At 34.1% G+C, this 14637-nt stretch carries 12 protein-coding genes and 3 pseudogenes; 12 read left to right on the top strand and 3 right to left on the bottom strand.

What is annotated here, in order from left to right; all coding sequences use genetic code 11:
• Nucleotides 1-34: 34 nt before the first annotated feature.
• The 9 genes and pseudogenes from ACQ9BO_RS09920 to uvrB all read left to right on the top strand — a co-directional run bounded on the left by ACQ9BO_RS09920 (nt 35) and on the right by uvrB (nt 9771).
• Nucleotides 35-2419: a TonB-dependent receptor gene (locus ACQ9BO_RS09920; protein ID WP_431244569.1), complete on the top strand. Its 2385-nt coding sequence runs from the start codon at nt 35-37 to the stop codon at nt 2417-2419.
• A 29-nt stretch (nt 2420-2448) separates the two neighbouring features.
• Nucleotides 2449-3270, top strand: coding sequence for a DUF4249 domain-containing protein (locus ACQ9BO_RS09915; protein WP_431244568.1), 822 nt, complete (start codon nt 2449-2451; stop codon nt 3268-3270).
• Nucleotides 3271-3280: 10 nt separating this feature from the next.
• On the top strand, nt 3281-3763 hold the full coding sequence (locus tag ACQ9BO_RS09910) for a GyrI-like domain-containing protein (protein ID WP_431244567.1): 483 nt from the start codon (nt 3281-3283) through the stop codon (nt 3761-3763).
• 14 nt (nt 3764-3777) lie between these two features.
• Complete coding sequence (locus tag ACQ9BO_RS09905; RefSeq protein ID WP_431244566.1) at nt 3778-4224, top strand: DinB family protein; 447 nt, start codon at nt 3778-3780, stop codon at nt 4222-4224.
• A 129-nt stretch (nt 4225-4353) separates the two neighbouring features.
• Complete coding sequence (locus ACQ9BO_RS09900) at nt 4354-5016, top strand: thiamine diphosphokinase (protein WP_431244565.1); 663 nt, start codon at nt 4354-4356, stop codon at nt 5014-5016.
• Between the two features lie 204 nt (nt 5017-5220).
• Nucleotides 5221-6170, top strand: a pseudogene (rlmF, locus tag ACQ9BO_RS09895) (23S rRNA (adenine(1618)-N(6))-methyltransferase RlmF).
• A gap of 80 nt (nt 6171-6250) precedes the next feature.
• Nucleotides 6251-6487, top strand: a complete 237-nt coding sequence (locus ACQ9BO_RS09890) for a uroporphyrinogen decarboxylase (RefSeq protein ID WP_431244564.1) — start codon at nt 6251-6253, stop codon at nt 6485-6487.
• Nucleotides 6488-6565: 78 nt separating this feature from the next.
• A complete protein-coding gene (locus ACQ9BO_RS09885) occupies nt 6566-7510 on the top strand; it encodes an alpha/beta fold hydrolase (protein WP_431244563.1) in 945 nt (314 codons plus the stop codon).
• 270 nt (nt 7511-7780) lie between these two features.
• A pseudogene (gene uvrB, locus ACQ9BO_RS09880) lies at nt 7781-9771 on the top strand (excinuclease ABC subunit UvrB).
• On the opposite strand, the gene ACQ9BO_RS09875 reads toward uvrB, so the two are convergent.
• Entirely contained in the window at nt 9768-10130 is a 363-nt protein-coding gene (locus tag ACQ9BO_RS09875; protein WP_431244562.1) for an excinuclease ABC subunit B, read from the bottom strand. The pseudogene uvrB and the gene ACQ9BO_RS09875 sit on opposite strands and share 4 nt — an antisense overlap.
• 91 nt (nt 10131-10221) lie before the next feature.
• Here ACQ9BO_RS09875 and ACQ9BO_RS09870 point away from each other — a divergent pair.
• From ACQ9BO_RS09870 to ACQ9BO_RS09860, 3 genes and pseudogenes are all read left to right on the top strand, one after another.
• Nucleotides 10222-11024: pseudogene (locus ACQ9BO_RS09870) on the top strand (alpha/beta hydrolase).
• Nucleotides 11025-11057: 33 nt separating this feature from the next.
• Complete coding sequence (locus ACQ9BO_RS09865; protein ID WP_431244561.1) at nt 11058-12068, top strand: dipeptide epimerase; 1011 nt, start codon at nt 11058-11060, stop codon at nt 12066-12068.
• 3 nt (nt 12069-12071) lie between these two features.
• Nucleotides 12072-13094 carry an aminotransferase class I/II-fold pyridoxal phosphate-dependent enzyme gene (locus ACQ9BO_RS09860; RefSeq protein ID WP_431244560.1) on the top strand — a complete coding sequence of 341 codons (1023 nt, stop codon included), beginning with the start codon at nt 12072-12074 and terminating at the stop codon, nt 13092-13094.
• Nucleotides 13095-13183: 89 nt separating this feature from the next.
• Here ACQ9BO_RS09860 and ACQ9BO_RS09855 read toward each other — a convergent pair whose 3' ends face one another.
• A complete protein-coding gene (locus ACQ9BO_RS09855; RefSeq protein ID WP_431244559.1) occupies nt 13184-13954 on the bottom strand; it encodes a SusD/RagB family nutrient-binding outer membrane lipoprotein in 771 nt (256 codons plus the stop codon).
• A complete protein-coding gene (locus ACQ9BO_RS09850; protein ID WP_431244558.1) occupies nt 13932-14636 on the bottom strand; it encodes a SusD/RagB family nutrient-binding outer membrane lipoprotein in 705 nt (234 codons plus the stop codon). The genes ACQ9BO_RS09855 and ACQ9BO_RS09850 overlap by 23 nt, the downstream gene beginning before the upstream one ends.
• Nucleotide 14637: the final 1 nt, after the last annotated feature.

Raw genomic sequence — 14637 nt, 5'->3', positions numbered from 1 at the left:
AGAATTCTTAACTATGTAAACCAAAATATAAAAGATGATTATACGAAAGATTGGCATACTTATTTTTTTAGTTTTAACTGCGTTTACATCGTATTCTCAAGAAAAATTTACTCTTAGCGGCACTATAAAAGATAACAAAAGCAATGAAACTTTAATTGCTGTCAATGTTTATATTCCTTCTTTAAAAATTGGAACTACAACAAACGAATACGGATTTTACTCTCTGACAATTCCAAAAGGAGAACATCAAATCGAAATTAGTTATGTAGGTTATCAAATACTGCAACAAACTGTTCTTTTAAATCAAAATACCAAAATGAATTTTAGCCTAAGTGAAGGCGCAGGTCAGGAACTTCAGGAAGTTGTAATCAAGGAAAACAAAGGTAAAATAAATACCAAATCTCCCGAAATGAGCGCCAACAAGCTCTCCATTGCTACTATTAAAAAAATGCCGGTGGTTTTGGGAGAAGTTGATGTCCTAAAATCTATTTTATTGCTTCCAGGGGTTACAAATGCAGGCGAAGGTGCATCTGGCTTTAATGTTCGAGGTGGCGGTGCTGATCAGAATTTGATTTTATTAGACGAGGCGACTATTTTTAATTCTTCTCATGTTTTTGGATTCTTTTCGGTTTTTAATCCAGATGCGATCAAAGATTTAAAATTATACAAAGGTGGAATTCCAGCACGCTTTGGAGGAAGAGCTTCTTCTGTTTTGGATATTTATCAGAAAGATGGAAACAGCAAAGAATTTCATGTAAATGGAGGAATCGGATTAATTTCCAGCCGACTTTTAGCTGAAGGTCCTTTGGTAAAAGATAAAGGTTCTTTTTTAATTGGAGGAAGAGCTTCTTACGCACATTTATTCTTAAAGCTTTCTGAGGATCAAAAAGATAATTCAGCTTATTTTTATGATCTGAATACCAAATTGAGCTATAAATTAAACGACAATAACAGTTTGTATTTATCCGGATATTTTGGGCGAGATGTTTTCAGTTTAAATAAAAGTTTTACGAATATTTATGGAAATTCTACTTTAAACCTGAGATGGAATCATTTGTATTCTGATAAATTGTTTTCGAATTTATCCTTGATCTACAGTGATTATTATTACGGCTTGGATCTTGATTTTGTTGGATTCAAATGGGATTCAGGAATTCAAAATTACAATATCAAATACGATTTCAAACATTATATTTCAGATAAATTTAAATTGAGCTATGGCTTAAACGGAATTTATTACAAATTCAACCCCGGAACCATTAAACCAAGCAGTCCAGAATCAGGAATTAATCCAGATCAATTGGATAAAAAATATGCTTTTGAGCCTTCTATTTATATTGATGCCGAAAGTCAGCTTTCGAAAAAAATCACAATTGCTTACGGATTACGATACAGCTTGTTTTATCGTTTGGGACCTTCTTCTGTAAATCTTTACGAAAACAACAATCCGGTAATTTTCAATTCTGATATGCAGATTTATGAAAAAGCAACACCCATTGGTACTGAATATTATGGCAAAAACAAATCAATCAAAAATTATAATAATCTAGAGCCTCGCTTTTCTATTTCTTATCAATTAAATGACGAACAAGCGATAAAGGCAAGTTACAACCGAATGGCACAATATCTTCAGTTGATTTCAAACACCTCATCACCTACTCCGCTTGATGTTTGGATGCCGAGCGACAATTACATCAAACCTCAAATTGCTGATCAGGTGGCGCTAGGTTATTTTAGAAATATTGAAAACAGTGCTTATTCGTTAGAAGTTGAAACCTATTACAAAGAAATTCAAAACCGACTTGATTATATTGATGGAGCCGATTTAATTGCAAACAATGCCATTGAGCAAGTAATTCTAAACGGGCAAATGCGTGCGTACGGATTGGAAATTATGGTAAAGAAAAACGAAGGGAAATTCAATGGATGGATTTCTTATACTTTATCAAAATCAGAACAGCAAACGCCGGGCAGAACTCCAGAAGAAACTGGAATCAACAATGGCCAATGGTACAGTTCAGCTTATGACAAAACACATAATTTGGCTATAACTTCGGCTTATAATTTAAACGAAAAATGGTCGTTTGGTGCTAACTTTGCATTACAGTCTGGAATGCCGGTCACTTACCCGAACGGACAATATCAATATTTAGGAATCACGGTTCCGAGTTATGGCTTAAGAAACGAAAACCGTTTGCCAGCTTATCATCATTTAGATGTTTCGGCGACTCTGACTCCGAGAAAAAACAAAGACCGAAACTGGAAAGGAGAATGGGTTTTTAGTATCTATAATTTATATAATCGCAAAAATGCGGCTTCAATTAATTTCCGACAAAATACGGATACAGGCGATAACGAAGCAGTAAAAACATCAATTTTCGGAATTGTTCCTGCGGTAAGTTATAATTTTAGGTTTTAAATATCACTTTTTTATTAAAAAAGAAAGCTATGAAAAAAGTTGCTTTATTACTGATCATTTTTATTTCGATTTTCTTTACAGCCTGTGAAGAAGTTGTTGATGTTGATTTAGATACTGCGCCTCCAAAATTAGTTATTGAAGCCGCAATTAATTGGCAAAAAGGTACAAATGGAAGACAACAAACCATAAAATTAACCACTACAACTGGTTATTTCGAAAATGTAATTCCGACAGTTTCTGGCGCTAAAATTTATATAAAAAACAGTGCTAATGAGCAATTTAATTTTACCGAAGTTCCAAAGACTGGCCGTTACATATGCACCAATTTCAAGCCGGTATTAAATCAAGAATATACCTTGACTGTAATTACAAATGGACAGACTTACACCGCTACCGAAACGTTGATGTCTGTTGCGCCTATTACACATATTGAACAAAACAATCAAGGAGGTTTTACAGGAAAAGACATCGAAATCAAGGCTTATTTTAATGATCCTGCAGATGCTGATAATTTCTATTTGTACAAATATGTTTATTCGAATAAAATCAAATCCAATTATTACGTTGATGAAGACAAATTTTTTCAAGGCAATGAATTTTTCAGTCTTTCAGATGACGACGAATTAAAATCTGGCGATGAAATTGAAATAACACATATTGGAATCTCAAAACAATACTACAACTATATGAATATTCTTGTAAGCATTGCGGGAAGCAATGTTGGCGGGTCTTTTCAATCCCCTCCGGCAACTGTGAAAGGAAATATCATAAATAGCACAAATAAGGATAATTATCCGCTTGGATATTTTTCTCTAAGCGAAACTGATCTCAAAAAATACACTATAAAATAAACCGCCCAAAATGGAAGCCCAAATTAAAATTTTGACCGAGAAGAAATTAGTCGGCAAGCATATTATAATGTCATTTATGGAAAATCAAACCTTTCAATTATGGAGCAGTTTTATGCCAAAACGAAAGGAAATTAAAAATACAGTCGATGCTAATTTATATTCCCTAGAGGTTTTCCCAAACGGATATTTTGACAATTTTGACGCGAGTAAAACTTTTCAAAAATGGGTCGCAGTCGAAGTGAAAAATTTTCCTGTAATACCAGAAGAAATGGAAACTCTAATAATACCGACAGGAATTTATGCGGTTTTTATTCATAAAGGCCCGGCAAGCGAAGGTCATAAAACATACCATTCTATTTTTGCAGAATGGCTTCCAAATTCTGAATATACTGTTGACGATCGACCTCATTTTGCCGTAATGGATGAAAAATACAAAAAAGATGATCCCGATTCTGAAGAAGAAATCTGGATTCCGATAAAAAACAGACCTTAACTAAAAATAAAATCATGCTGATCGAAACCATAAAATCATTATTTGAGCGCGATCTCAACAAATTAAGAATTGAAATCGAATCGTATCAAAATGAAAACAATCTTTGGAAGACTGACAAAGACATTTCAAATTCGGCAGGAAATCTTTGTCTGCATCTTATCGGGAATATCAACACTTATATAGGTGCAGAAATTGGAAAAACGGGCTATATTCGAAATCGCCCTTTAGAATTTTCTTTAAAAGATATTCCAAAAGCAGAATTGATTCAAAAAATCGAAAAAACATTAATTGTCGTAAACAATGCCTTAGATTCTTTAACAGAAACTGATTTAGAAGCAATTTATCCGCAGATTGTTTTCGAAAAAGAAATGACAACAGAATTCTTTTTGGTTCATCTTTCGACACATTTGGCTTATCATTTAGGACAGATAAATTATCACCGAAGATTGCTAGATTTTTAATTAGCCCACAGATTTCACAGATTAAATGGATTAATCTTTTTAATCTTTTTAATCCTTCTAATCTGTGGCAAAAAAATCTAAAATATAAAATTCTAACCTTACCTTTGCATCACAATCAAAAATACCAATATGTCATCACATCATATAGTTCGCGACGATCAGGAACCTGCTTTAATTATTGCTAACGGAGTCGCCTGCAGTCCTGAACTATTGGGACAATTGCTGGAATGGTCGCCATTGGTTGTTGTTCTGGATTCTGCTATTGAAAGAGTTCTTGAATTGGGAATAAAAGTTGATGTGCTTCTAGGTGATTTTGATCGCGGGTTTGATCCTGAAATTTACAGAACATCTCAATATCCTATTGAAATAGTTCATACAGAAGATCAAGACAAAACCGATCTTGAAAAAGCCTGCGATTATCTTGTTGATCGAGGAATTCCGGCCGTAAATGTGGTTTGGGCAACAGGAAAACGTGCCGATCATACCATTACCAATCTTACCAATATTGTTCAGCATCGCGATTCTCTTAAAATTGTAATTCTCGATGATCACTCAAAAATATTTCTTTTGCCACGGAAATTTGAGAAATGGTACACAGCGCAAACTCCAATTTCGCTAATCCCAATTGGGGTTGTAAACGGTATTTTTTCAACTAATTTAAAATATGAATTGAATAACGATACTTTGACAATGGGCTACAGAACCGGAAGCAGTAATTCAGTTGAAAAAGATGGACTTGTGACTATTACACATCGTGAAGGTGATCTTTTAATGATGGAATGTTTTGATTAATAAATCCCAGCGGGATGGAATGTTTATAGATGAAAACATTCTCGTGATGAAAAACCCCAGCGGGGTGATACATAAAGCACTATTTCGCTCCGATGGAGCTTATGTTTACTCATAATTTAACAGACTATAAATATAACGCTCCTATGGAGCTTTCGACGAATCCTAAAAAAGGAATACCTATCTTTGTAGTCGAAATCAATCAAAATGAAAGCAAACGACAATTCACAAAAAGACAATTTACATACAAGAAATCTTCATCGCAATCGCTATGATTTTGAAAAACTGATTTCACATTGCCCTGAATTGAAAGCTTTTATTTCTGTAAATAAATACGGAATCGAAACTATTGATTTCAGTAATCCAGCGACTGTAAAAACATTAAACAGAGCTCTTTTACAAACTTATTATAATATTCAAAACTGGAATATTCCTTTACATTATCTTTGTCCGCCAATTCCAGGACGCGCTGATTACATTCATTATATCGCTGATTTATTAGCCGAAAACAATAACGGAATCATTCCGAAAGGAAATTCTATTTTAGGTTTAGATATCGGAACTGGAGCAAATTTGATTTATCCGATATTAGGATATAGTATTTACGATTGGAGTTTTGTTGGAACAGATATTGACCAAAAAGCGATTAAAAATTGCAGTAAAATTATCGAAGCTAATCCAAAACTAATCGATGCTATTGCGTTGCAACAACAACCTGAATCCAGATTTATTTTCAAAAATATTTTTATTCCGGAAGATAAATTCACTTTCACAATGTGCAATCCGCCATTTCATGCATCGGCACAAGAAGCAAATAAAAGTGCTTCCAGAAAAGTTTCGAATTTAAATCCGAAAGAAAAAGAAACACAAATCCTGTTTTAAACTTTGGCGGTCAAAATGCAGAATTATGGTGCAACGGTGGCGAAATCGGGTTTATTACACAAATGATTTACGAAAGCGTCAAATACGGTTCGCAATGTTTGTGGTTTACTACTTTGGTTTCTAAAAAAGAAAATCTTTCTTCGATTTATAAAATTCTGAAAAAGGTAAATGCCATTTCTGTCAAAACAATTGATATGGCGCAAGGCCAAAAAAACAGCCGTATTGTGGCTTGGAGTTTCTTAAATGAAGTAGAACAGAAAAACTTCAAAATCTAAAATACTGATTTTCAGAATCAACTCTTGATAATATAATTTCATTTCACTACATTTAGTGTAAACAATTAAATATCAAGATTATGGCAGAATATGTTGGTTATCTCGCATCTGTTTTTATTGTTGGAGGTTTTTTACTAAAAAACCTCAGAACAATTCGGTTTATTAATATGTTTGGCTGTATCTGTTTTGTCATTTATGGTATTTTTTTAAATGATTATCAAGATTTTAATCAATGGCTTTGGCCTGTTATTATTCCGAATGCTATTTTGGCTTTTGTACAGATTTATTATCTGACTTCTAAAAAAGACCAATCTTAAAATTATGATAGTTTCAGATAAAATTCTGAAAAAGCTTCGAAATTAGATTGTTGTACCTTTAAAAGTAAATTTAATTTTATGCGTACTTCAAAAATATTCTTTTGGTTATTCTTTATTATTTTACTGACAGCTTGTGCTTCTTCGAAAAAAACTAAATTCGAAGATTATGTTTTTAAAACAGAAAGCGACAAACAAAATTATACTGCATCTTACGACAAAGCCCTAAAACTTTGGGATGTTCCTTATACTGAAGAAAATGTAAAAACCAGTTTTGGAACAGCGCACGTTATTATCGCCGGACCAAAAAACGGAAAAGACTTAGTTTTACTTCACGGAATGGATGCAAGTTCTACTATGTGGTATCCAAATATCAATGCTTTGGCAAAAACTCACCGTATTTACGCCATTGATTTTTTAATGGAACCAAACAAATCAACTTTAACCGCAAAACCACTTTCAAAAGAAGAAATTGTCCTTTGGTACAATGAAGTTTTCGATCATTATAAATTAAAGAAATTTGATATTGTCGGCGCTTCACGCGGAGGCTGGATTGCAACATTATTGGCCGTTCAAAAAAACAATTCGATTGACAAAATTGTTTTATTGAGTCCTGCTCAAACCTTTAAATTTATTGATAAACCCAGAAAAACATCCTCGGCTTTGCTTTTAAAATTGTTTCCAAGCGAAAAGAAGTTCAGCAAAACATTAAAAACATTTTCTACTCATCCAGAAAAAATCAGCCCTATTTATAACCGACAATTTTATTTGGCGAATAAATATGCAAAATCCAACTCAAGCATGCTCAAAATGACGCCTTTTTCAGATGATGAATTAGAGTCGATCAAAAATCCGGTTTTGGTATTAATTGGCGATAAAGACGTTATCAATTCAGACGAAAGTTTGGAACGTGCAAAAAAATATCTACCAAACGCCAAAACAATAATGGTTAAAGATGCTGGACATTTTTTAAGTATCGATCAGTCGAAATTTGTAAATGATGCAATGATTGATTTTTTAAAATAGTACGTAATGTGTAGTCCCTACGGGACAATTTTAAAATGTGAAAATATTTTTTCTACCAATATATAATCTCTACGAGATAATTCTGATGCCAATTGATTTTTTTTAATCTCGTAGAGATTATATATTGGTAGAAAAACATTAATCAACGGAAAAATTGTCCCGTAGGGACTACACCACATAAAATCCATGCGATCCTATGCAACCTTATTTGTCTTTTTTATAGCCTTCAAACTTTGTATCTTTACAAAACTAATTTTTCATCAATAAAAAATGAATTTTCAAGTAGCTTCAGAATATAGTCCAAAAGGAGATCAGCCACAAGCCATACAAAAACTTGCACAAGGTGTTGAAGATGGCGAAAAATATCAAACTTTATTAGGAGTTACAGGATCCGGAAAAACATTTACAGTTGCTAATGTTATTCAGGAAGTGCAACGCCCGACATTGGTTTTGGCACACAACAAAACTTTGGCGACTGCAATTGTATTCTGAATTCAAACAGTTTTTCCCAAATAATGCGGTTGAATATTTCGTTTCTTACTACGACTATTATCAGCCAGAAGCTTTTATGCCTGTTACAGGTGTTTTTATCGAGAAGGATTTATCTATCAATGAAGAATTAGAAAAGATGCGTTTGAGCACTACTTCTTCCCTACTTTCTGGGCGTCGTGATGTTTTGGTTGTTGCTTCAGTTTCTTGTTTATATGGTATCGGAAATCCAGTGGAGTTTCAAAAAATGTAATTGAAATTACCCGAGATCAGGTTATTTCGAGAACCAAATTATTGCATAGTTTGGTTCAAAGTTTATATGCCAGAACGGAAGCCGATTTTAATCCGGGAACTTTCAGAATCAAAGGAGATACGGTAGAAGTATATCCAAGCTATGCTGACGATGCGTATCGAATTCACTTTTTGGAGATGAAATTGAGGAAATAGAATCATTTGATGCTCAAACTTCCAAAGTAATCGAGAAATTCAAAAGATTGACCATCTATCCTGCCAATATGTTTGTGACTTCTCCAGAAGTTTTACAAGGCGCTATTTGGCAAATCCAGCAGGATTTAGTGAAACAAGTAGATTATTTTAAAGAAATAGGAAAACATCTGGAAGCAAAACGTCTTGAAGAACGAACTAATTTCGATTTAGAAATGATTCGCGAATTGGGCTATTGTTCTGGAATTGAGAATTATTCCCGTTATCTAGACGGACGTGAAGCTGGAACAAGACCTTTCTGTTTGTTAGATTATTTCCCAAGCGATTATTTGATGGTTGTTGACGAAAGCCACGTAACCGTTTCACAAGTTCACGCTATGTATGGAGGCGACCGCGACCGTAAAGAAAATTTGGTTGAATATGGTTTCCGTCTGCCTGCCGCAATGGACAATCGACCTTTAAAGTTTGAAGAATTTGAAGCCTTGCAAAATCAGGTCATTTATGTTTCTGCAACTCCCGCCGATTATGAATTACAAAAATCAGACGGAATTTATGTGGAGCAAATTATTCGTCCAACCGGATTATTAGATCCAATAATTGAAGTACGCCCAAGTTTGAATCAAATTGATGATTTGATCGAAGAAATTCAGGTGAGATGTGAATTAGACGAAAGAGTTTTGGTCACCACTTTAACCAAAAGAATGGCCGAAGAATTAGCAAAATATTTGACCAAAGTAAATATTCGTTGTCGATACATTCATTCTGAAGTCGATACATTAGAGCGAATCGAAATCATGCAGGATTTGCGAAAAGGTATTTTTGATGTTTTGATTGGAGTCAACTTGCTTCGTGAAGGTTTGGATTTGCCCGAAGTTTCACTTGTAGCAATTTTGGATGCCGATAAAGAAGGTTTTTTAAGAAACCACAGATCTTTGACGCAAACAATCGGTCGTGCGGCAAGAAACTTAAACGGAAAAGCCATTATGTATGCTGATAAAATCACAGCCAGCATGCAAAGAACAATTGACGAAACCAATTATAGAAGAACCAAGCAAATCAATTTCAACACCGAAAATAATATTACGCCTCAGGCTCTAAATAAAAAGATCGATAGCGCCTTTACTAAAAATCCTTTGGTTGAATACGAATTAGGCCATACGTTACCAGTTGTCGCTGAACCAGAAACGGCCTATATGTCTAAAACAGATTTAGAAAAGCTAATTCGTGAGAAACGAAAATCAATGGAAAAAGCGGCAAAAGAATTAGACTTTTTGCAAGCGACTAAATTACGCGACGATATCAAAAAACTTCAGGAACAATTATCTTAATTGTGTTGTTCCTGAAAAACACTAAGCAACTTTTTAGGATCTATAATAGCGTTTGGCGCCTTTTTCATCAGTTCTAAAACTCGTTTTACCGCAGTTGGATTTAATCCCATTTCGAGTGCAATTTGATGTATCGCATTTGATTCTTTTTCATGCAAGATGCCATCGCAATGCATAATCAAAGCCAATCTATAAAATTGCTGAATACGCTGAAACTCAGATCTAGCTACTTTGGTCTTATTCTCTTGATGAAATAAATCCTTAAATTCTTCTTTGCTGATATTCAATTCTTCAGCAACAATCCACAAAAAATCTACCTCACGTTTATGCAAATGCCCATCAATAGTCGCAAATGCAATCATTTCTAAAAGTAAACTTCTTTTTCTTCTTCTGTGTTCATCAAATTATTATTTTTAGCTAAATTATTACATTAAATCTAAAACGCAAAAACGAATGATTCGAGGATTTTTCTTTTTTATATTTCTACTGACATTTACGGTTGGAAATGCACAGGAAAGCACGGCTTCAAAAAACGTATCCACTTTTACCATTGAAGCTCCTCAGCTCAAAACTACCAAAAAAATATGGCTTTACTTGCCCGAAGGTTATTCGGCTTCGCCTAAAAAAAGGTACAGCGTTATTTATATGCATGATGCTCAAAATTTATTTGATGCCAAAACTTCTTATGTTGGCGAATGGAATGTAGATGAAAAATTAGACAGTTTAAAAGCTCCAGTAATTGTTGTGGGAATTGAGCACGGAAACGACAAACGCATCGACGAATTGACTCCTTATAAAAATGAAAAATATGGCGGAGGTAATGCCGATAATTATCTTGATTTTATAGTTAAAACTTTAAAACCTTATATCGACAAAAATTACAGAACTAAAACCAAAGCAAAAAACACAACAATAATGGGAAGCTCTCTTGGTGGTTTGGTTTCTTATTATGCTATTTTAAAATATCCGGAAGTTTTTGGCAATGCGGGTATTTTTTCCCCATCATTTTGGTTTACAAACGACATTTATACTTTAACAGAACAAGCTCCAAAAATAAAACGCGCATCTATTTTCTTTGTGGAGACAAAGAAAGTGATGATATGGTAAATGATTTACATAAAATGGAGCGCTTACTAGACAAGAACCGCTGTTATTGTCTTCATCTAACCAAAACTAGAATTATACCTGGTGGCCAGCATAACGAAAAATTATGGAGAGATGGCTTTGTAAAAGCAGTTCTTTGGCTTGGTTATTGAGCAAAATACACCTAAAAAAACAACATAAAGACGATGAAACTAATTTTAAGAGAATACAACCTAAAACTAAAACATACCTTCACGATTTCAAGGGAATCTATTGATTTTCAACCTTCTTTAATTGTAGAATTGCAAAGCGATGGCTTTTCTGGTTTTGGAGAAGCTACTTCAAATCCGTATTACAAAACTACGGTTCCAATGATGATGGCGGATTTGGAAAAAATCAGAAACATTATTGAAAATACCGAAGACGAAACTCCAGAAGTATTTTGGTCAAAAATACATCCGTATTTAAAAGACGATATGTTTGCTCTTTGTGCTTTAGATCTTGCTTATAATGATTTGTATGCTCGCAAAAAAGGCAAAAAATTATACGAATTATGGAACTATACTACGGAAAGAAATCCGATGACAGATTACACAATCGGAATTGCTTCTATTGACAAAATGGTTTCAAAAATGCAGGAACTTCCTTGGCCAATTTATAAAATTAAATTAGGAACCAAAGAAGATATTGCAATCGTAAAAGAACTCAGAAAACATACCGATGCTATTTTTAGAATCGATGCTAACTGTGGCTGGGGTGTTGAAGAAACGATCAACAATTCTGTAGAGCTTAAAAAATTAGGTGTTGAATTTCTAGAACAACCCATGAAAGCCGACAATTGGGAAGGTCACAAAGAAGTTTTTAAACATTCTGCACTTCCTGTAATCGCAGACGAAAGCTGTATCATTGAAGAAGATGTTGCTAAATGTCATAATCATTTTCATGGTGTAAATGTGAAATTGGTAAAATGTGGCGGATTAACTCCTGGAAAACGTATGATTGAAGAAGCTAAAAAACTTGGCTTAAGAACAATGGTTGGCTGTATGACCGAATCTACTGTTGGGATTTCGGCTATTGCACATTTGCTTCCACAATTGGATTATGTTGATATGGATGGCGCTTTGCTATTAGATAAAGACATTGCAACTGGTGTAAAAATAAAAGACGGAGTCATTTCGTATTCTGATCTTAACGGAACTGGAGTTACACTTTTATAAAAAATGATAGTCGAAAAATTTCCTGATCGCGTTATTGAAATTGACCAAGAACATTATCTGTATTTTGGTGGGACTGCTTATTTAGGCCTTCCAACAAATAAGGATTTTCAGAATTTAGTTGTTCAGAATATTTTAAATTGGGGAACAACTTATGGAAGTTCTAGAACTGCAAATATAAAGCTGAGCGCTTATGATAAAGGCGAAAAATTCTTAGCATCGCATATTGGTTCAGAAAGCGCTATTACCGTTTCTTCAGGAATGCTTGCCGGGAAATTGGTTGTCCATTTAATGAAAAAACAAACCGATTGTTTTTTTCATTTGAATGATACGCACAATGCAATCCAAACTGAAAATAGTTTTCCTGTATTCTTAAACGGAAATTTAAACGATCGTCTATTAGATTCAAAACCAGAAAAGATAACCATTCTTACCGATGGCGTTCCTTCGTTTGAGACAAAACCTGTCGCTTTATCATTTTTAGAAAAAATTCCAAACCACAAAGAAATCACATTGATTGTTGACGAATCACATTCTTTGGGAATTGTTGGCAAAAACGGCAATGGAATTTATTCTTCCATTTCTTTTCCAATTAAAAGAAAAATCATGGTTTCTTCGTTAGGAAAAGCATTTGGATTAACGGGCGGTGTCATTGCAAGTGATTCTAATTTCATTGAACAAATAAAGGAATTAGAAACTTTTACTAGTGCGGCCGGAATGAATCCAGCTTTTGTTCAAACAATTTTTGATGCAAAAGAAATTTATAAAGTACAGCATCAAAAACTGTTGGATAATTTGAATTATATCGATTCTATTTTACTCCCAAACAGTAATGTAAAGTTTGACAAAAGTTATCCTCTGATTTATATCTTATCGCAAGAATTAGTAGAAAATCTAAAAGAAGAAAAAATTATTATTGCCAGTTTCAAATATACCAAAGAAGCTGATCCACTAAACCGAATTGTGATTACAGCAAATCATTTAAAAGAAGATTTAGATAAAATTGTAGCTGTTTTAAATGCGCATTAATTAGTAATTATTTCTCAACATAAAAAATAAAAAAGAGGAAATCCCGTAGTGAGATTTCCTCTTTTTTCGTTTAAGTTATAGTGACTAAATTAATTAGCCCACCATACTTTTGTTTCCATTTTGTCAGCTCCTTGAGCGACAATTGCGGCATTGTAATTTTCTAAATTCAATGTTTTTACACTTGCACCATAAGCTTGCCTTTGCGGAATTGTAGCAGACCCAATCGCTCCAACAGGAACAGTTAGAGCAACAGCATCAGCTCCAAATCTTCTCCACTCATTCCATCCTTCATAACCTTGCATATACAAAGCAATGTGTTTTTGGTAAGCAATAGATTTTAAATTTACATAAGGAAATTGCAATACATAAGCGTCAGCCGCCGCAGTTGTAACTCCCCATTGTGCCATAGAAGCTCTAATTCCTTCAGCATAAAAAGTTGCCGCTGATCCCGGAATCCATCCTAAAGATGCCGCTTCAGCTTTCGCAAAAGAAACTTGTGCATAAGTATAGAAAAATGCAGGAGCAGTTTTATTTTTGATAATAGTATTCGTTATAAAAGAATAATTGGCAACAGTTGTGTTTCCTACAGCCGAAGTAAGACCACCTTTGTAAATTCCACCACCGTTAGTCGCTTTTTCTGCAAATTTTACCAACCTAGGATCTTGTGGTGCAACATTTGTCCCTGTACCAATCAATAAATTTACGAAAGGCTCACTTACTAAATAATCTGTTCTAGTTTCAAAACGGTCTTCCCAAGGATTATCATAAGCCTCATCAGTAATATAAGGATATGTAAAGTTTTGTAAATTTGAAGCAATAGTTCCAGCGTTTAAAGCCTCAACAAATTTTGTTGCGAGCATAACCTCCTGGAGCAGGAAACCTCTTCGATAAGCGCATCGCCATATTTAACTTTAAAGTATTTGCAAAACGTTTCCATTCAGACATCTGAGTCGCTTTTGTGGTAAAAATCACATCGCCTTTTGGTCCTGCACCAGCATCCATAAGTGCTACTGCATCAGTAAGATCTTTAAACAATCCATCATAAATAGCTTCTTGTGTATCAAATTTAGGAAATGGATTATCTAATCCTTTTAAGGCTCCAGTATAGGGAACCATTCCCCAACGATCTGTAATATGCTGAAAAACATAAGCTTTCAAGATCATTGCTACAGCAATTTGGTTATTGTTTGAACCATTAGCTAAAGCGACTCCAGCCGTTGCCGCATTTTTGTTTAAATCTATAACAGCTTGTAAATTGTTTAGAATAGATACATAATTGCTGGTATATTCAAAATTTACTACATCATAAATCGTTTCCTTAGGATATTGTCCGTTTGTGATATATTGTACATAACAAAGTGGCTCAGTTGCAGTAAGAATAGGCGACATTGATCTTTCGGCTCCTGTAAGCAAAGAAGCTGTATTTGCGACACTAGGATAATTTGGATTTAAGTTGGTATCGCCAAAATCAGCATTATCACAAGAAACTGACAACAAAGCAGTTGTTAGTGCTAAAATTGATGTTATTATTATTTTTTTCATT

The sequence above is a fragment of the Flavobacterium sp. P21 genome, from assembly GCF_050632225.1.
Lineage (GTDB): Bacteria > Bacteroidota > Bacteroidia > Flavobacteriales > Flavobacteriaceae > Flavobacterium.
Note: the sequence above shows the minus strand (reverse complement) of the source record. Positions and strands in the feature narration are given on the sequence as shown.